General features: G+C 43.8%; 15 protein-coding genes and 2 pseudogenes. 2 read left to right on the plus strand and 15 right to left on the minus strand.

The genetic code is table 11. The features are described from left to right. Positions 1–211: 211 nt before the first annotated feature. From MHB72_RS11115 to MHB72_RS11180, 14 genes and pseudogenes are all read right to left on the minus strand, one after another. The gene (locus MHB72_RS11115; RefSeq protein WP_026579640.1) at positions 212–769 is read right to left on the minus strand and encodes a TetR/AcrR family transcriptional regulator; all 558 of its coding nucleotides are present in this window, start codon (positions 767–769) and stop codon (positions 212–214) included. Positions 770–790: 21 nt separating this feature from the next. Further along, positions 791–1969, minus strand: a complete 1179-nt coding sequence (locus MHB72_RS11120) for an MFS transporter (protein WP_216920695.1) — start codon at positions 1967–1969, stop codon at positions 791–793. 268 nt (positions 1970–2237) lie between these two features. Then, the gene (locus MHB72_RS11125; protein WP_105978836.1) at positions 2238–3644 is read right to left on the minus strand and encodes a right-handed parallel beta-helix repeat-containing protein; all 1407 of its coding nucleotides are present in this window, start codon (positions 3642–3644) and stop codon (positions 2238–2240) included. A 137-nt stretch (positions 3645–3781) separates the two neighbouring features. Next, entirely contained in the window at positions 3782–5098 is a 1317-nt protein-coding gene (gene brnQ, locus MHB72_RS11130; RefSeq protein WP_095290657.1) for a branched-chain amino acid transport system II carrier protein, read from the minus strand. 530 nt (positions 5099–5628) lie between these two features. Further along, positions 5629–5728: pseudogene (locus tag MHB72_RS11135) on the minus strand (NADP-dependent alcohol dehydrogenase); the annotation flags it as partial. Between the two features lie 348 nt (positions 5729–6076). Continuing rightward, positions 6077–7177, minus strand: coding sequence for an MBL fold metallo-hydrolase (locus tag MHB72_RS11140; RefSeq protein ID WP_216920837.1), 1101 nt, complete (start codon positions 7175–7177; stop codon positions 6077–6079). A gap of 176 nt (positions 7178–7353) precedes the next feature. Continuing rightward, a complete protein-coding gene (locus tag MHB72_RS11145) occupies positions 7354–7761 on the minus strand; it encodes a hypothetical protein (protein WP_254122147.1) in 408 nt (135 codons plus the stop codon). A gap of 102 nt (positions 7762–7863) precedes the next feature. Next, the gene (locus MHB72_RS11150; protein WP_216920697.1) at positions 7864–8937 is read right to left on the minus strand and encodes an enoyl-CoA hydratase/isomerase family protein; all 1074 of its coding nucleotides are present in this window, start codon (positions 8935–8937) and stop codon (positions 7864–7866) included. A gap of 15 nt (positions 8938–8952) precedes the next feature. Beyond that, positions 8953–9738: an enoyl-CoA hydratase-related protein gene (locus MHB72_RS11155; protein ID WP_020451655.1), complete on the minus strand. Its 786-nt coding sequence runs from the start codon at positions 9736–9738 to the stop codon at positions 8953–8955. Between the two features lie 80 nt (positions 9739–9818). Further along, a complete protein-coding gene (locus MHB72_RS11160) occupies positions 9819–11273 on the minus strand; it encodes a CoA-acylating methylmalonate-semialdehyde dehydrogenase (RefSeq protein WP_216920699.1) in 1455 nt (484 codons plus the stop codon). A gap of 18 nt (positions 11274–11291) precedes the next feature. Then, positions 11292–12179 carry an NAD(P)-dependent oxidoreductase gene (locus tag MHB72_RS11165; protein WP_216920701.1) on the minus strand — a complete coding sequence of 296 codons (888 nt, stop codon included), beginning with the start codon at positions 12177–12179 and terminating at the stop codon, positions 11292–11294. A gap of 15 nt (positions 12180–12194) precedes the next feature. Next, entirely contained in the window at positions 12195–13910 is a 1716-nt protein-coding gene (locus MHB72_RS11170) for an acyl-CoA dehydrogenase family protein (RefSeq protein WP_216920703.1), read from the minus strand. A 462-nt stretch (positions 13911–14372) separates the two neighbouring features. After that, positions 14373–15329, minus strand: a complete 957-nt coding sequence (manA, locus tag MHB72_RS11175; protein ID WP_436967735.1) for a mannose-6-phosphate isomerase, class I — start codon at positions 15327–15329, stop codon at positions 14373–14375. A gap of 18 nt (positions 15330–15347) precedes the next feature. Continuing rightward, positions 15348–17291, minus strand: coding sequence for a PTS fructose transporter subunit IIABC (locus tag MHB72_RS11180; protein ID WP_023857540.1), 1944 nt, complete (start codon positions 17289–17291; stop codon positions 15348–15350). 254 nt (positions 17292–17545) lie between these two features. On the opposite strand from MHB72_RS11180, the pseudogene MHB72_RS11185 reads away from it, so the two are divergent. Next, a pseudogene (locus tag MHB72_RS11185) lies at positions 17546–17710 on the plus strand (hypothetical protein); the annotation flags it as partial. 122 nt (positions 17711–17832) lie between these two features. After that, a complete protein-coding gene (locus MHB72_RS11190; protein WP_035338672.1) occupies positions 17833–18147 on the plus strand; it encodes a YfzA family protein in 315 nt (104 codons plus the stop codon). A gap of 571 nt (positions 18148–18718) precedes the next feature. Here the strand turns inward: MHB72_RS11190 and MHB72_RS11195 are convergent. After that, entirely contained in the window at positions 18719–19057 is a 339-nt protein-coding gene (locus MHB72_RS11195; protein ID WP_224146076.1) for a hypothetical protein, read from the minus strand. Between the last annotated feature and the right edge of the window lie 180 nt (positions 19058–19237).

The raw sequence follows: 19237 nt of genomic DNA on the forward strand, positions 1-19237 counted from the left end.
AGTTAGTGAAATAAGAGCTTCTACAAATGAAATCGAAATGATAATCTTATGATTCACAGGTGATTTTCTAGATATTAACTTTTGACCGATATAGTTTAGGAAATAAAACACAAGAAAGAAGCATACGATTCCAAAAATAACTCCAGACAAGCGGCCTCCCCCCTTCTGCCTTTCAACCATGGATTCCAGCTCTAAATTAAATCAGATGCACCTACAATAGTCCGCGCCAAAAAATATCAAATGATATCTCTAAAGACCGTTCAAATGATTGTTTGTTTTCGTATACCAGTTGAATGTTAAGCCCGTCATAAAGCGTAATAAAGCCTATCGCACATTTCTCCGGCGGACAGTTCACATCCGATTCCTTAAAAACATTCGCTACCCGTTCTTTTAAAGTATGCAGATATAAAAGGTATTGGGCTGAAATAAAATCGCTTACTTCAGCAGGCGCCTTAAAGGACATTGCCTGCAAAAAAGCTACATTTGGCAATGCATGAAAACGGACTTGGGTTTCTTTTAAAAAGTCATATATTTGACTCTTTGCAGGCATATGTTTTCTTGAATCGAAGAATTCGTTGATAAATGAAATTTCCTCTTCCACAATCTCGGGGTATATTTCCATCAGCAGCTCTTTTTTTGACGAAAAATGATAAGCGAGAGATTGTTTTCTGATTCCTAATTCTTGTGCGATATGCGACATTTTGACTCCCTCATATCCCAATTCATTAAATTGGCGAACCGCTGTACGCTTTATATTCTCTCTGGTCAATATACCGTCCTCCCCTATTTTTCAGGCTGTTTTTCTCTTCATGCAGATATATAAAATATATAATAAAAGAAACAGAAGGTACATGAAAATGGCGGTAATATAGATCTCCCGATAGGAATAAACCGTCGCCACCAAACCTAATAATAAGGACCCTCCGCCAATCCCCATATCGAAAAAATTAAAGAACGTTCCCATTGCATCCTCATGTTCATGCTCTTCCACAAGATTGATACACCATGTTTGGATGGCGGGAAAAATTGAGCCGAATCCAAAACCGTAGCATATAGCCGCTGTAAAAAACATTGCATTTGTTTGCGCGAAATATAATATTGACAGCCCTGCTATTGAAAATAGCGAGGCGGGAATAAGGATGGCGGCAGCTCCGTATCGGTCAAATGTTCTGCCGGAAATAAGCCGTATAAAAAAACTGGCTCCTGCAATCAAAAAGAAAAACATCCCGACACTATGAAACCCCTTTTCGATTGCATAGAGCGAAAAGAAAGACATAATTCCAGATGCAGCAATACCAACGAATAAAATAAGTATTGACGGAAACAGTACACGTTTTTCCAATACTTTTAACTTTGCAGTTCCTTTTCCGCCAGTGCCAGTTGTTTCCGGCTGTCTTCGCACGAAAACAGCCATAAGTACCGCCAGCAAAAGAACGGACATCCCGCCTAAAAAAAGTCTTTGAAAATCATAAAGCTCCAGAGCCGCGATACCGATCATCGGTCCAACGGAAACTGCAATTGTCTCACCTACTCCTAAATATCCAATGCCTTCCCCTCTCCGCTCTTTAGGGATAATTTCGGCTGCGATTGTCGCAAAATAGGTCGTCGCCAATCCAAACCCGGCCCCATGTATTAAGCGAATCAATAATAAAACGCTGACATCAGACGCCAGGTAATAGGCTCTTGTTGAGAAAGCGCTGATCACAATTCCTAAAATGAGCAAATATTTTTTATTGAACCGTAAAGCCAATGCCCCTGCAAAAGGACGAACAGCAATTGCAGAGATCATAAAAATACCTGTAACATACCCGACTTGTTTTGCCCCTCCCCCAATAGCCGTCACAAACAAAGGCAATGTCGGCAATAACATTTCAAATACCATAAACAAGAAAGCATTTGCAAACGTCACAAAAACAAATGACAATGACCACATTTTTGCAGTATGTATTTTTTCTACATTCAATTCCATTTGGCTACCTCTCACTCACTGATTTTATTTTCCTTCTTAAGCATTCACTTTAACTGACCACGGTCAGTTTGTAAATATAATTTAAGCTATTAATAAGCAGAATTTAAAAAATAAAACTTGATTAAACTGACTGTTGACAGATAGAAGTTGAGTCGCAAAGGGTATCTTCCAATAAATAAAAAAGCTACTCTCAAAGAGTAGCTTTTGTGGTGCGTGCAGGCATTAAACTTCCATACGCTTCATAAATTAAACCTGTTTTCCTATGAAATTATTTAACGAGCGGCCAAGCCGGTGAAGCCGGATCTAATGTAAAGTCATAAGACGTCTCGTCGCGATACATCGGATCGGCATAAATCGAGTCTTGATCTTGATTTGTCGCATGTTGATACGACGAAAACGAGTCGTATTCATTCTGTTTCCAAATCCACAGACCGTCTTTGCCGGCTTCCTTGTGGTACACGTTATGATTTACTTTATTTCCTTCATTTTTCGTAAAATCGTTTGCGATAAATATTCGCGAATCGCTTGCTGTGATGATGTTCTTTTCAATTTTGTTGCTTTTTGTGTCATACTGGAGCAAAAGCTGTCCGCCGTCCAGCCCCTTTGTATCATTGCGGTAAACAATATTGTGCGCAATAACAGAATGGCTGGTGCCTCCCCGCTTTTGGTCGTATCCGCCGATAGAAATGCCCGTGTACGCATTCTCATACACTTTGTTGTCGGTTATTTGAATATCATCAGCATATTTCCCTTTATGTTCAGACGTTGCTTCTATCCCGATATCGTTGCCGTAGACCGTGTTTTTCTTAATGTCAATGCTTTGTCCTCCGTCAACATAAATTCCGCCCGCAGAGTAATCATCCCCATAGGCGGGATTTCCGTAAGTGGAGTTATTGTAAACCGTGTTGTTTTCTACGATACCGTTGCGCACAAAATCGTTTTGAGCGGCCGTTCCTTCATAACCGATCAGATCAATTCCAATGTTATTATTGTCGCGAACCACATTGCCTCTCACCGTGAAACCGTCAATGTTTCCGTTCAGCACAACCGCTTCACTCGCCCCGAGTGTCAGCTTTTCAACCGTATTGTCCTCGATCTTAATGTCTTTCATGCTGCCGGAGCCATAGACGGCAATCCCGTGGGCATTGCCGTCATCCGCTGTTGTTTTTATATCCCGGACGTGATTGTTTTTAATGGTGATATGACTGCTGGAGCCTGAAACATAAATTCCCATGGCGGTTGCTTCTTCCGATGAAACGGAAAGGTCTTGAATCGTCAGGCCGTTGATTGTGATGTACTGTTGATTGTGAATCTGAATGAGCGGTGTTTCATATTCAGCGTCCTGAATAGATTTTCCGCTGATGACGACTTTTTCATTCTCATAGTTTTGAAATGTGATAGGCTTTTCAGCCGACCCGCTCTCCCTCACATCAAGCGTTTCATGATACGTGCCTTCCCGAATCATAACAGTTGTGCCGGGGACAGCTTTTTTTGCTGCATGTCCCAGAGTTCGAAACGGCTTTTCTTTCGTTCCTTCATTTTGATCATTTCCATCGGGGGAAACATACAAGCTGTTAGCCGGTTCTGCTTCTTTTGCTCCGGTCTTATCGTAAGCAAAAGCGATGATAACAGAAACTAAAATACACGCTGATAAAATAAAATACCATTTTCTCATACTCAGCTCTCTTTTCTTTTCAAAATGGATAAACTAACACCATTATAGAATATCCATTTATGGAAAACCATCGCAAACATTTGAAAGAAAAAGGCAACCCTGTGATCAAAGGGTTGCCTCCATGTTTATGAATTTATTCAGCACTTCCGCAGTCTATGAATAATATAGCCGCCTATTCCTCCTAGAATCGCCGGAAGCACCCATCCTAATCCGATGTCATACATCGGGAGAAACTGATTGAAAAATTGATTAATAGCTGCAATTTTGAGTCCGGCAGCATTCAGGCCGTCAAACAAGCTGATGATAAAGGTCATTATCAGACTGCCTTGATACACTTCCCTCTTCCCTTTAAATAAGGGATGTAAAAATGTTAAGAATATTAAAGAAATCGCAATGGGATACAAAGTTGTTAAAACCGGCATTGAAACGTTAATCAGCTGTGTTAATCCTATATTTGCTACAAGGGTGCTGAACATTGATAGAATGACAGCAATTTTTTTGTAGGAGATGTTTGGAAACAAGCCGTGGAAAAACGAAGAGCATGCTGTGATGAGTCCCACACTTGTTGTCAGACATGCCACTGTGATCATTAAGCCCAAAAAAACGGAACCATATGGTCCGAAATAATAGGATGAAACCTTCGCTAAAACCTCGGCTCCATTTTCTAATAGACCCAGTTTTTCAACGCTGGAAGCCCCCATGTATGAAAGCGCTGAATAGATCAGAGCCAGGAGCGCTGCTGCAATCGCCGTCGATTTTGCACAAACGATCATGAGCTGTTTTTTGGAGACCGCTCCCTTCTCTTTCATGGCGTTCACAATGATGATTCCAAATACAAAAGCGACAAGGGCATCAAGTGTAAAGTAACCTTCTTTGAACCCTTTAAAAAACACGTGTGATGCATATCCTGCAGACGGAGCTTGAAAGCTTCCGATTGGATGAATAATTGCCGTAACGACGAGCAATCCGATAAATGTTAATTTAATAGGAGTTAAAAATTTTCCGATAACATCAATAATTTTAGTTGGATTCAGAGACAGCAAGCAGGCCACCGTGAAAAATAATACGGTAAATATGATTAAGGCGACAGGGCTTGCATCATGAGATAAAAAAGGTTTAACCCCTATTTCAAACGATACATTACCGGATCTGGGAATCGCGAAAAAAGGGCCGATTGCTAAATAGAGAACCGTCGTAAATACAATTCCGAACAATGGATGCACACGACTGGCCAGAGACTGCAAATCATTTTTTCCTGAAAAAACGAATGCGGTAATGGCGAGTAATGGCAATCCGACTCCGGTCACTAAGAATCCTGCATTGGCTGTCCATACATTCTCTCCGGCCATCTGACCAAGCATAGGCGGGAAAATGAGATTTCCTGCACCGAAAAATAATGCAAACAACATTAGTCCTATGATTAGGATAAATGAAAAAGGAATTTTTTTTGCCATCATGAGTCCTCCGATTCGGGTTAAGCTATTAGTGTGTTTGTAGTAGTCAGCAGTGTAGCACGATAAAAATTTCATAAATGAATGTCCTGAATTATCAGTAAATATTAAATAAAAGTACTATCCTACTATAGTAGCTGTTGCTTGTATTGTCAAAGGTTTCGTCTGTATATGCTTTTACTTTGAAATGGATTTACAAGTTTGTTACAACATGTAAAAATAATAACGGAAAGGAAATTCACATGTGGGAGGTTGTGAAATGCCATTAGGGCCTGCAATCATTTCAGTATTAATAGTATTCGGCATCGTATATGTCATCATGAGAGCTGTGAGAAAATCTAATTGATGGCAGAACGTCTCAGCTCTAACTCCCTTGTCGCAAACTGCTCTTTTTCAGAGACCCAAGCCCGCCAATTTCCAAGCGAGACATATAGAATGAAGCTGTATATCCATCCGCTCCGCTTAAATTGCCGGATCATGCGAAAAAAGGCCAGTCAAATAAAATGACTGGCCTATCTGGTATTACATATGATTTACAAAGTGGAGATATCAATCACGAATCGATAACGCACATCGCTGCGAAGTCGCTCATACGCTTCATCTACTTGGTCCGCCTCCGATGACTTCAATCTGATGAGTTTTCCACTCAATACTTCAAAGAAAATCCTGTTGACGTAGAACACTTGTTAAATAGATATTGACAACTACATACAAAGTAGTTTTGATGAGGGAAGCTTCAGTGAGCATGATTTAAGAAATGGCATAAAACTTATCCTTACTGATTCTCCAACCTATTTTATTACTTCAGTGAGCGAAACTCCAATTGATGAAAACAAGTTTCAGGTCAAGGCCAGGACAAAAGAACATAAGCTAAACTTTGCAGCCAAACAAAATAGAGAAAAAGCCGTCTCCAGCCTGCGCTGGAAACGGCTTTTTTTAGAGTTGCAAAGGGTGTGACTTGTATACGGATAAACGGCATGTTTACATATCCCACCAAAAGGATTCGGGAAGCGAGTATTGGCCGTTTAACAGGATTGTTTCACCAATCGCGGGAGCAACCATGTTGGCGCCTTTTTTCTCAGCTTCTTTCAAAGCACGTTCAATCGGCTCTTTCCAGCCATGATAGGCGAGGGTGAACGCGCCCCAGTGAATCAACATCATGTTCTTTCCTTTTACATCTTTGTGGGCCTGTACAGATTGTTCGGGTGTCATATGAATCCCGGACCAGCGTCTGTCATATTGACCGCCCTCCATTAAGGTGATATCAAAAGGGCCGTATTTTTTGCCGATTTCCTTAAAATGTTCATCATATCCCCCGTCACCGCTCGTATAAAAACGCGTATGCTTTCCGAGGATAACCCAGCCGCCCCACAGGGTCGTATTTCGATTCAACAACCCTCTACCCGAAAAGTGTTTGGACGGTGTCAAGGCTATCGTCAAACCTTGAAACTCCGTTTCATCCCACCAATTGAGCTCTGTGATTTTTTCTTTCTCAACTCCCCACCGTATCAAGTGTGCGCTGACTCCGTGGGGAACGAAGAAATGACCGGCCTTTTCCTTCAGTTTTAAGATGGATGGATAATCTAAGTGATCATAATGATCATGTGTGATCAAGACGGCGTCAATCGGCGGCATATCATCGACCATATGCAGGATGTCTTCGCTGTAGCGTCTGCTTCCGATAAATGATACGGGTGAAGCAATTGGCCCCAGCATAGGATCTACGAGTATTTTTTTGCGATCGATGCTCAGTAAAAAAGCGGAATGTCCAAACCACGTTAAACTGTCTTCGTTACTTTTAACTGTGCTCCAATCGATCTTAGAAACAGGGATTTGACCGGAAGGGTTGCGTTCCTTGCCGCCGGAAACAGCGTCTCTCATCATCGAGAAAACGCCGGAGATTCCACCCATATCCATCTTTTCCGGAGTCTGATTGACAAATTTGCCATCTGCATAATTGTCAAAGTTTTGATACAGCTTTTTTTGTTCTGTACTTGGATTTCCCCAAAACACGGGGTGTAAATTGATGAATAACAAAACACCCGCGCAAAATACGATGATAAAAATGAATAAAAACATCATGATTTTTTTCATTGTTCCTTCCTTTTTAGGATGATCTCTTGCTTCCTCTTATTCTACCGATTATACCTGCATCATCGCCAGTGTAACGCTGCTGTGTATGGAATCATACCATCGTAAATGTAAAGAACCCTCCCAATTTGGAGAGTTCTTTTTTATGAGGTAAATGCGTGCCGTAATTATTTGATTTTCACCAATAAAAATGTGTATTTGGTACCCTCCGGCTTGTTTTTCCAATAAATCGTTACCTCCGCATCGCCCTTTTGGCGTCCTTCGTAGTCTACCGAATTTAAGCCCGGATTAGCATATGCGTGAAGAATAAAGGGATCATCGACCGCAACCTCTAAATCGTCGTCCGAAAATTCAATTTGAGGACCGCCATTTATACTGCCGCAATAAAAGTGTGCACGTCCGGAACCGCCAATGCCGACTGTTTCGTCATATACGGTGAGAATATGAGTTGAGCATTCGCTCGGTTTAATGGTACCGACCGATGCGGCATCTACAGAGACGGCATGAAAGGACATCACCGTCGCGAGAGCCACGGCAAGGGACAAGAAATACTTGCTTAATTTTCCGATGTTCATGTTGTCAGCCTCCAACCAAATATTGTTAGTATACATATTCTCCAGATGGAAATATATACCTCTTTCATAAGGCTCTTACAAAAAAAGAGCTGACATTAATCGTCAGCTCCCGCTTTTAAAACCGGACAGATTCAGAGGGTTGAAAAAATGGTCCACCACTTCATCGGTTACATCTGAAACGTGCCGGTACTTGTAGTTCGGCGATTGATCACGGTCGATCAGGACGGACCGGACGCCTTCGAAGAAATCGTCGTGCTTCAAAAAGTTCTTCGCCAGCACCAGATCTGTTGCAAAGCATTCTTCCAATGTTTTTTGACGTCCGTCCGCCAGCTGTTTCAATGTGATTTTCAATGAAAATGGCGCTTTGGAAAGCATCGTTTTTTTCACATTCGAGCTAAAAGTGCTTCCTTCGCTTTCGAGCGATTGAAGGATCTCTTCGAGCTTATCATACTTAAAATGCCGGTCAATCGCTTGCTGATCACGGGCGACCGTGCTTTCTTGGGAGGGCTTCGTTTTCGATTCGCCGATCAGCTGATTGAGCTTTTCTTCAACGTTTACAAGACGCCAATCTGTTTGTTCCACTGTTTGGATCAATCGTTCTAAAGCGCCGCTCTCCATGTAGGCGTCTGCCCCATTGATATACAGCACGTCTGCCGCATGGATGACAGATGCCGTTAATCCAAGATATCTTCCTATGTGTCCCGGAGCTCTGTTTAAAAAATAGGCTGCCCCGACATCCGGAAAGAAACCGATATTCATTTCAGGCATCGCCCATTTTGTCCTCTCCGTGACAATCCGGTGGCTGGCCCCGTATGTCAGGCCGACGCCTCCCCCCATGACGATCCCATCCAAGCAGGCGATGATCGGTTTCGGAAATCGATGGACTGCCATATCGACTTCGTACTCTGTTTCAAAAAAGCACTCGGCTTCTTGCAGGGCCTGTTTTGACGAACGTGCTTCATAGAGTGCCTTAATATCCCCTCCGGCACACAGTCCTTTTTGTCCTGCACCTTTGATGAATACAACAGAAACGTTTTGATCTGTCTCCCACTCGTTTAACTTTTCACCAATCAGACGGACCATGTCGTATGTGAGGGAGTTGAGCGCTTTCGGGCGATTCAAAACAATCGCTGCGGCGCCGTTTTGATTAACGGAAAACAGCACATCATCGGACATCTGGATCCACTCCTTTTATGAATGATGAAAGTTTGGTTTGCGCTTTTCGACAAATGCGTGAATTCCTTCTTTGGCGTCTGAAGTGACAAACAGCTCGGCGAATCTGTTTCGCTCTCTCTCCAGTGCCTGTTCCATGCTTTCAGAGGCGCCCTGTACGACACATTCGACGGCGCGTCTCACGCTGGTCATGCTTTTTCCTTCGATAAAAGACGACGCGACCCCTTCTGCCGTCTTCATCAGTTCCTCCCCCTTTACCGCCATCTGCGCAATTTTCAGCTCTACCGCTTCTTGAGCTGAAAGCGTTCGGCCCGTCAGGATGAGATCGAGTGCTGTCGCTGTATCCGTTATATTGCGAAGCCGCTGTGTACCTCCAAATGCGGGAATCAAGCCGAGCTTTAATTCGGGAAGGCCGAGTGTTGCATCGTCTGATACGATTCTGAAGTGGCAGCTCATTGCGAGTTCCAGGCCTCCGCCAAGAGCCGGTCCGTTTATCGCCGCAATGACGGGCTTATTGGAAGCTTCGATTTCATCACAGAGCGCCTGGCCCCCTTGTGCGAGTGCCAGCCCTTGTTTTTGGTCCCCGAGTTTTGAAACGAATTCTTTTATATCCGCTCCCGCCACAAAAAATCGTCCTTCTCCTGTGACGATGATCGCTTTTGTCTCCTCGTCGCGGGCCAATTCCCGAAAAAGAGAGCGCAATTCGGCGATACAGGAAGAAGAGAGTGTATTTGCCGGCGGATTGTTCAACGTGACGGTCGTGATGCTATGTTCGGTTTTAAGTGTGGCATATTTCAAGTTCAATATGGATCCCTCCCTGTTGAAATAGAAAAGGCCCCTCTGAAAAAATCTGTTGCGCATGAGAGGGAGCCTTATGTTAAGAATTAGAACCAGCGTTCGGTGACGACCTTTTTGCGCGTGTAAAACTGGACGCCATCTTTTCCGTTTGTCCCAAGGTCTCCATAGAAAGAGGCCTTGTTCCCTGCGAAGGAGAAGAATGCCATCGGAGCTGGTACGTTGACATTGACGCCGATCATTCCGGCATCGATTTTGTCGCGGAACTGCTGGGCGCTTTTCCCGCTCGACGTGTAAATGACAGCGCCGTTGGCAAACTTGGATTGATTGGCGAGCTCGATCCCCTCATCAAGGTCTTGCACGCGGACGACGCTCAAGACCGGCGCAAAGATTTCGTCCTGCCAGATTTTCATCTCCGGTGTTACATGATCGAAAATCGTGGCTCCCACAAAATATCCTTCCTGAACATCCGGATTGCGTCCGTCCACGGCGAGTGCGGCTCCCTCTTTTATACCGCTGTCGATATAGTCAAGAACGCGTTCTTTATGAACTTCGCGGATCAGCGGGCCGACAAAGTGATCCTCTGATCTGCCATCCCCTGTCTTCAGCTTCCGTGTTTCAGACACGAGCATTTCCATGAAGTCATCGGCGATGTCATCAACGACCGCCGCGACGGAGCAGGCCATACAGCGTTCTCCGCTGCTTCCGAATGCCGCCCCGATGATGCCTTGAACCGATTTTTCAAGATGACAATCCGGCATCACAATCGCATGGTTTTTTGCGCCGGCCAGAGCCTGAACGCGCTTCCCGTTGGCTGTGCCCGTTTGATACACATATTTTGCGACCGGTTCTGAACCGACGAAGGAGACGGCTTTAATATCATCGTTCTCCAATATTCCGTTTACAACATCCTTTCCTCCATGAACGAGGTTCAGCACACCTTTCGGAAACCCTGCTTCATAAAACAGCTCGACAAGCTTTCCGGCAAGAATAGGAGTGCGTTCCGAAGGTTTCAGGACGAACGTGTTTCCGCAAGCAATGGCGAGCGGAAACATCCACAGAGGAACCATCATTGGAAAGTTAAACGGCGTAATACCGGCGACGACCCCCAAAGGATAGCGCCAAATCGATCCGTCGATGCCCCCAGCTATCGCGGGCAGGGATTCTCCCATCATTAAAGTAGGTGTGGCTGTCGCAAGCTCAACAACTTCGATTCCGCGCTGCACTTCGCCTCGGGCGTCTTTCAACGTTTTGCCGTTTTCTGTCGTAATGATGTCTGCCAATTGTTCTTTTCGCTCTTGAAGAAGCTGTAAATATTTGTATAAAAGTCTCGTCCGATTGGGGACAGGCACAAGTGACCAGGTCTGATAAGCGTGTTTGGCAGCCTGCACGGCACGATCTACATCCGCTCTCACAGATAGGGGCGCATAAGCGATGACGTTTCCGTTTGCAGGATTGACGACTTCTTCAGCTTCCGTACCTGAGGAATTCACCCACTCCCCGTCGATATGGTTCATTATTTTCTTGGCATTCGTTGTGATCATGTGCTTTCTCACCTCTCCTTACCGATAAGTTGTCTTCTGTTCGCTTATTTTTTTGTATAAAACAGACATATCTTTTTCACCGTATCCATTTTGATTAGCTTCTTCATAGATGCCGAAGAGAATCTTGCTCACCGGCAGTTCAACCTCATTTTTCTCAGCCAAATCCAGTGCAAAGCCAAGGTCTTTCAGCAGCAGCTTCAAAGAAAAGCCAGGTTCATAGTTTTCATTCGCTATGAAACTTTTATAGTTGCGCTCATAGATTCGGCTCTGCCCATAGCTGACGTTCAGCATCTCAAACAATTTTTCGAGATCGAGATTGCTGTTTTTGGCAAGATGCAAGGCTTCACTGACGCCGGCTGTATAAAAACCGATTAAGAGGTTGTTGATCAGCTTCGTATTCGTTCCGCTGTCGATGTTTTCGTTCACATGAAAAATATTCTTGCCCAATACGTTGAAAATAGGCAATGCTTTATCAAAAACAGACTTCGGCCCCCCGACCATAAAGGTAAGCGTCCGGTTGACCGCTCCGATTACACCGCCGCTGACCGGCGCCGCAAGAAAATCAATTCCTTTGCTTTTCGCTTCCTCTGCAATCCGGATATTCAGTTCAGGAGCGACCGTGCTTGTATCAATCAGAAGGACGCCTGGTTCAGCCAGGTGTACGAGCCCCTTTTTCCCCAGAAAAACCTCCTCTGCAGCTTTTGATGAAGGAAGGCTTGTCAGGATGGCATCACACTCTTTTACCATCTTTTCAACTGAAATCCCGATCGTTCCCCCTGCATGATGCAAGGCCAATTCAGCTTCTTTGTTAAGGTCCGTTCCATATACCGCAAAGTTCTCCTGAAGCAAATTTTTCGACATGGGCAGACCCATGTTGCCCAAACCGATAAACCCGATTTTTTTCAAACGGTTTCCCTCCGATCACACCGTATATTTTTCATGAGCGGCTATTTTCTCTGCGATTTCGCGTTTTTGAGCAAACAGATTGCTGAAAAGGGGCAAAGTAAGGCTGTGAACCTCTTCCAATTCGAGCTTTCTTTCAGCTTCATCAGATTCTATGCCTGATAAGGCGGTTACCGCCATCTCTTCGATTTTGCGGAAGCCTTCTTCACAAATAACGTTCGTCATCATTTCTTTCAACCGTGCTTTTTCGCTTCCGTATCTTTTGGTTGCCTTTTCGGTCCGGAGGGCGGCGGATTCCATCACATAGAGTTCTTTTTGCATGTCGGCGAGAATCCGCGCGTATTCCTGCTCCTTTTGAATGTTCACGTGGGAGCGTTTAAGCGCTTTTAATGTTTTGCCGAAAAGCCTGTTGGACAGCTGAATAAACCGCCGGTTTCGGTTTTCCCCGCTGCTTAATTGAGCTTCCGGCTCTGAGATGCCGTTTTGCTTCACTTCTTTCATCATCAGTTTGGCGATCGTCAAACGGTTAATCTCGTTTGTCCCTTCGAAAATCCGGCTGATCCTCGCGTCCCGGTACAAACGTTCGACTTCGTACTCCTGCATGTATCCGTAGCCGCCATGAATCTGTACCGCCTCGTCTGCATTTCGGTCGAGTATTTCGGAGCAGTGAACTTTATTGATCGCGCATTCGGATGCATAGTTTGTGAGTTTTCTCAGTCTGTCGTCTAATGGCTCAGCCGAATTTAAAACATGGTCCAGGCAGTCTGCCGTTCTGTAAGCAGCGCTTTCGGCGCCGAAAATCGAAATTGCCATGTCGGCAATCTTTTCTTGAATCATTGAAAAACCGATGATCGGTATGTTAAATTGTTTGCGCTGTTTGGCGTAGCTAACGGCAAGGTTCAATGCTTGCTTTGCCATTCCAATGTTCGAAAACGCGAGCTTTAAGCGGGCCATGTTTAAAATGTTCAAAGCGACGTGATGACCTTTCCCGACATGACCCAAAACATTGTCGTTTGGCACCTCGACTTCTTCGAGGATTAAGGTTGCCGTCGAAGACCCTTTGATTCCCATCTTCTTCTCTTCAGGTCCGATGGAAACACCTTTAAACGAACGTTCGACGATAAATGCTGTCATGCCTTCCGCCGTTTTTGCAAAGACAACATATACATCAGCTACTTGCGCGTTCGTAATCCACTGTTTTTCCCCGTTTAAAACCCAGGCTGTTCCTTCCCCATTCAAGACGGCCGTCGTTTTTGCGTTTAAAGCATCTGAGCCTGCGCCCGGCTCTGTCAGAGCATATGCTCCGATCCATTCGCCCGATGCCAGTTTCGGAAGGTATTTTCGTTTTTGTTCTTCTGTTCCATAATAAATATACGGCAATGTCCCGACGCCCGCATGAATATTAAAGGAGACGCTGAACGATCCGCCGGCTCCCATTTTCTCTGCTACTAACCCGGAAAGCTTCTTGCTGAGTGAAAGGCCACCGTATTCCTCAGGAACTTCGATACTGAGCAATCCGAGCTCTCCCGCTTTTTGAAACAATTTTTTCACGCTTTCGTGATCCTGCTGATCGATCGATTCAAGAAGGGGCATGACTTCATTTTTGACAAATGATTCTGTCGTTTTTGAAATCAGTTGATCTTCCTCTGTGAAATCTTCCGGCGTAAATCCTTCAGCAGCCGATTCGTGTTGAGAAATCAAGGGTTCATTCCATCGAATTTTTGCTTTCCCCATTGCTTTCCTCCTCGCTTCCGCTAAAAAGAGTGATAAACTGAGATAAAAAGACGATGAATCCGCTTACATTTTACCTGATACGAATCATCGTCTCCTTTTCTCATCCAGATAAGGACCAACCAATTATGAAGGGCACGGTTGTTTCGGTCATTTAGCAGGCTTTTCTTCTGCCTGTCGCCGGAACACAGCCCTGCTTTTTTGTTTCATGAAGCAACTGTTCCGCGAAAAGCTCCGGGCAGTGCAGCTGATGTGTAAGTTATGAAGCTTTTAATATCAGCTTATCAAATAATTGGAAGATTTCCAAATGTTTTTTTGGTTTACTCTATTTTACTTGTGAAAGCTTGGGAATATGCATTGTCCGCCTTGTGGCGAACGCGTTTTGGCAAGCCGGCATGCTTTTTTTGAAAAAATAAAACAGACCATCGTTTTGATGGTCTGTTTAGAAAGTGTACCGTTGATGGCTTATTCATTTGACAGGCTTGAGACGATACATTCTGCACGGCCGGCGATTGTAAATTCTCCAAAGCCCGCAGGCAACAGTATGTGATCTCCTTTTTTAAAAGAAAAGTCGTTGCCGCAAGACGCATTGATCTGCCCTTCCCCTTCTATGATGCTGACAAGAAGAAACGGTTTATCCTGTTTGAAACAGGCTGATCCTTTTACATCCCATTTTGCTACTGAGAAATAAGGACACTCAATCAGTGCGGCAGTCTTGACATTACCCGATGTTTCATATTGAACGTCTTCGCGGCCAGGCGAAGAGGGGACGTCGATCACTTCTATGCTTTTTTGCAAATGGAGCTCGCGCAGATTTCCTTCAGCATCTTTTCTGTCATAATCATATAGTCTGTAGGTTGTGTCTGAATTCTGCTGCGTCTCCAAAATCAAAATACCTTTTCCGATCGCATGGACGGTTCCGCTCGGTACATAGAAGAAATCTCCCGGCTTCACTTTGACGCGGCGCAAGAGCTCGTTCCATTTCCCGTGTTCGATCATTGAGACCAGTTCTTCCCGCGTTTTGGCATGGTGGCCGTAAATGATCTCCGCATCTTCTTTACAATCCATGATATACCAGCATTCCGTTTTTCCAAGCTCCCCGTTTTCGTGCAGTTTTGCATATTCATCGTTTGGATGCACTTGTACGGATAGGTCTTGGTCGGCGTCCAAAATTTTTGTCAGAAGAGGAAAGCGGTCTCCCTTTATATGTCCGAATAAATGGCGATGTTCATTCCATAATTCGCTGAGTGTGAGCCCTTTATACATGCCGTTTTTCACGACGCTTTGCCCATTTTGATGGGCGGCGAAAGCCCAGCACTCCCCCGTTTGTTCGGATGGAATCTCGTAGCCGAAAGAGGCTAAAGCTGTGCCGCCCCAAATTCTTTCTTTAAAAACAGGCTCGAAAAATAATGGTTCAGTCATGACGGGCATCCTCCTTTTTTAGATGATTTCATCCAGAAGTTTGTATGCTTCTACTTTTGTTTGAGCAGAGAGAAGCTTGTCCCTGTAGGTGTCATCCATCAGTTTTCGGGAGAGCATTTGCAGAAGCTTCAGATGCTCGTTTCCCCCGCTTTCTTTCGGGACGGCGATCATAAAGATCAGTTTGGCGTCAGTTCCGTCAAGACTCTTCCAGTCGACGCCCGAACGTTTGATGCCGAATGCTACACTCGGCTTCTTGACGGCGTCAGACTTCCCGTGCGGGATCGCGATGTTCATGCCGATTGCCGTTGTCCCCTCTAATTCGCGGTTCATGATCGCTTGTTTAAATTCGCTTTCCGAATGCAGTGCACCTTTACGGGACAATTTTTGAATCATTTCATCGATAATGTCGTCTCTCGTATCCCCTGATAAATGAGGTTCGATCAAATCTGTATCAATGATGTCTGTGAGCTTTTTAATTTCCGGTATTTCGGATTTTTTGCTTTCCGCTTTTATTTCGATGTTCGGCTGCGGAATGTCATGAACTGCAGCAGTCTCACTTGCCCCTGCAGGAGCGGCTGCGACCTCTTTTTTGAGTACATTGACCAAAAGAGCGGTGACCAGGGATCCGGCAATAACGGCGATGAAGAACATCAACACATGATCGACAGCGCCAAGCACTGCTACAATCGGTCCGCCGTGGGCGACTCTGTCCCCAACATTACCGATCATGGCGATCACAGAACCAGTCATTGAACCCGCCATAATACTTGGTATGACGCGAAGCGGGTCCTGTGCAGCAAACGGTATGGCACCTTCAGTAATACCGAATAACCCCATTGTAAATGCTGCTTTTCCCATTTCTCTTTCTTGCGCCTGAAATTTTCTTTTTCCTAAAAACGTTGCGATGCCAAGCCCGATCGGAGGAATACAAATGGCGACGGCGATCGGACCCATAATTTCATAGTTTCCTTCACCGATCATGGCTGAACCAAACAGGAATGCCACTTTATTGACGGGGCCGCCCATATCAAACGAAATCATCGCCCCTAAAATTAATGCCAGAAGAATCGAACTTGAGCCCTGCATACCAGCCAGCCAAACCGTCAAAGATTCAAAGATTTGCGCGACAGGCGCGCCGATCAGCAATACGAATGCCAAGCCGACAATAAGCGAGGAAACCACCGGTATGATGATGATCGGCATGATCGGCTGAATGGCTTTTGGCACTTTTAATTTTTTGATGGCCAGCGCCGCATATCCGGCTAAAAAGCCCGCGATAATGCCGCCGAGGAACCCCGCACCGCTTCCGCTGCCGTAAAAGCTTCCTGTCGCTGCGATGTATCCGCCGATCATCCCTGGCACAAGCCCCGGTTTATCGGCGATGCTGTAGGCAATATAACCGGCTAAAATCGGGATCATGAATGAGAATGAGGCAGCCCCGATTTGCTCAATCGTTTTCCAAAAAGATTCATCAGGAATCACTAACCCTTTCGGCGTTTTTTCACCTCCAAGCGTCAGTGCGACCGCAATCAATAATCCGCCGACGACGATGAAAGGAACCATAAATGATACACCGTTCATTAAATGCCGGTAAATCGGATTTTGTTTTTTCTCAGTTTGAGCTGAGGCTTCCGTTTTCGCAGCCGGCCGATAGACAGGTATATCGCCGCTGATCGCTTTTTGTATTAATTCTTCCGGTTTTCGGATGCCTTCCTGAACACCGACAGCCAGAAGTTTTTTCCCGATAAAACGGTCTTTGTTGACCGAGCGGTCTGCGGCTATGATAATCGCGTCTGCCTCGCGGATTTCCTGCTCGGTCAGCTCATTTTCCACCCCGATGCCGCCTTGTGTTTCGACTTTCATTTGAACACCCATTCGGTCGGCCGCTTTTTGCAAATTTTCCGCAGCCATATACGTGTGGGCAATTCCGTTTGGACATGATGTAATCGCTAACAGTTTCATGCGAAATCCTCCTTCTGAAACTAAAGTAGTGAGCAGCTCTTGTCATTACTTTATAATAAAAACGTGTGTGTAAAAGCGTTGTTTTTTACCGCATGTTCCGGAAAAACCGGCTTTTTTAAAAAAAACGGACTGCAATAAGGGGCGACTTGTAACACTTGGGACTGATTGTGAAAATGTGCCGTATTGCAACAATTGGGGACTGAAATTTTTCGAAGAGGTGTAAAGTGAGGACATTCCTCTTTAATGAAGGATATCTCGAAATCAAGAAAATCAAGGTTGAACTTGTCAGCAAATCCATTGCTGAACACGAAGATGTTTCCACTACAATGAAAAACTATGATCTTCGAATCAAATATTTATGTAAAATCACTCTTTTATTCAAAAACCAAGATCCCTTTCTTGAGGGGTTTTGCTTTTGAGTGAAATGTAAAAAAGAAGGTATTTCCTCCTATCATGTCAAGAGGATTAAATTTTGAAACTTATTCTTTAATTTTCCGTATATCAATATAAAAATGGTATCTAATGCGGGGGGGAATATTCGTTGGCTGAAAAGCAAAAAAGGGTTCCATTTTTGAAAAAATATTGGGTTTCTCAAATTGGTGTATTTTTATTGTCACAGATAATTTTTATTACATTTGAAACAACAGGATGGATACCTAATTATAGAGAGATTGATGGAACACTATTTGGGAGAATTACGGAATCGTCAATTTTTAAAGAATGGTTTACTTTTTATGAAACACCACAATTAAATTTACTTACTGTCTTTTTTGGCGTCTTCTTTCTTGTGCCAGGAATAATAAGTGCATTAAAAAACGTATTTTCGCCTAGACACTATAGTAATAGCTCTAAATAACCGTGATTAAAAATAAATATGGTTGATTAAAATGAATAAATTTGAGAGGGGTTTTGCTTAGACTACTGGGTGCGATACTTCAATAAAGAGGTATCTATAATGTCTGACATTAAATAAGAAACCCATATTATTAAGGGTTCCAATAAATATCTTGACTTTTAATAAAATACCTCGACTTAGACGGTTTGATTTACATACAATAATACTTGGTATCGCAAGGATGAAAGAAATCGAGGAGTCTTTTGACAATTCGAAGACAGTTCCCTGTTTTATAGCGGCAACTGTGTTTTATGCGTACTCAAGTTTTCAATTTTTATACAGATGATGAAAAATTTCAATTGATCTGTATCCAGGCTTTATTTTCTTCGTGTTTATATTCGTTATTAAAAATGGAAGTGATCATCGATCACGAGCAGCACAATATAGGAGCTACTTGAACAGATGAAATCGGAGAAAGAAAAGGCATCCTAATGGATGTCTCTTTTATTTTGAAATTGAAGGGGGGTGAAAATTGCAGAAACCGGAAATGATTCTGCCAGGATGGAACAAAAAAAGCAGGCCGTCCACCTGCTTAATCTGTCTTAGTTTTCTTCCATCTACTCTTAACAATCACCATGAACAAAATGTAAATCAATACAACGATGATATTATACTTAGGGTCAATTTTTAAAAAGAAAGTATTAAAAGTCATCACTAGAAGCATGAGGAGTGTTGTAATCCACCATACAAACTCATATTCTTTATCACCCTTCTCTTGGCTCTTTTTATGTTTAACCAGGTCAAAAATCAAACAAGCAGTCATAAGAACCACTAAAACAGTTGTTGTCACAGCAGACGAAAAATTTTCTCTAATAGTACTCATTATTATTCCAAACAGAGCACCACCTAAAAAAACCAAAAGAATTCTCATAAAATATCATGCCCTTCTTAATTTCTATTAAAAAATATTTAGGTATATCCAAAGAAGGTTTATATTTAAGCAGATGAGCGAACGACTCCCGTTGGATTGAAAGTCTCCAAGTGTTTACTCTATTGTTAAATTATACCAGAAGAGATGGATGTTAAACAGATCATTGAGATTGGTGGGTTA

It is taken from the genome of Bacillus sp. FSL K6-1284 (assembly GCF_038002625.1).
Lineage (GTDB): Bacteria > Bacillota > Bacilli > Bacillales > Bacillaceae > Bacillus > Bacillus paralicheniformis.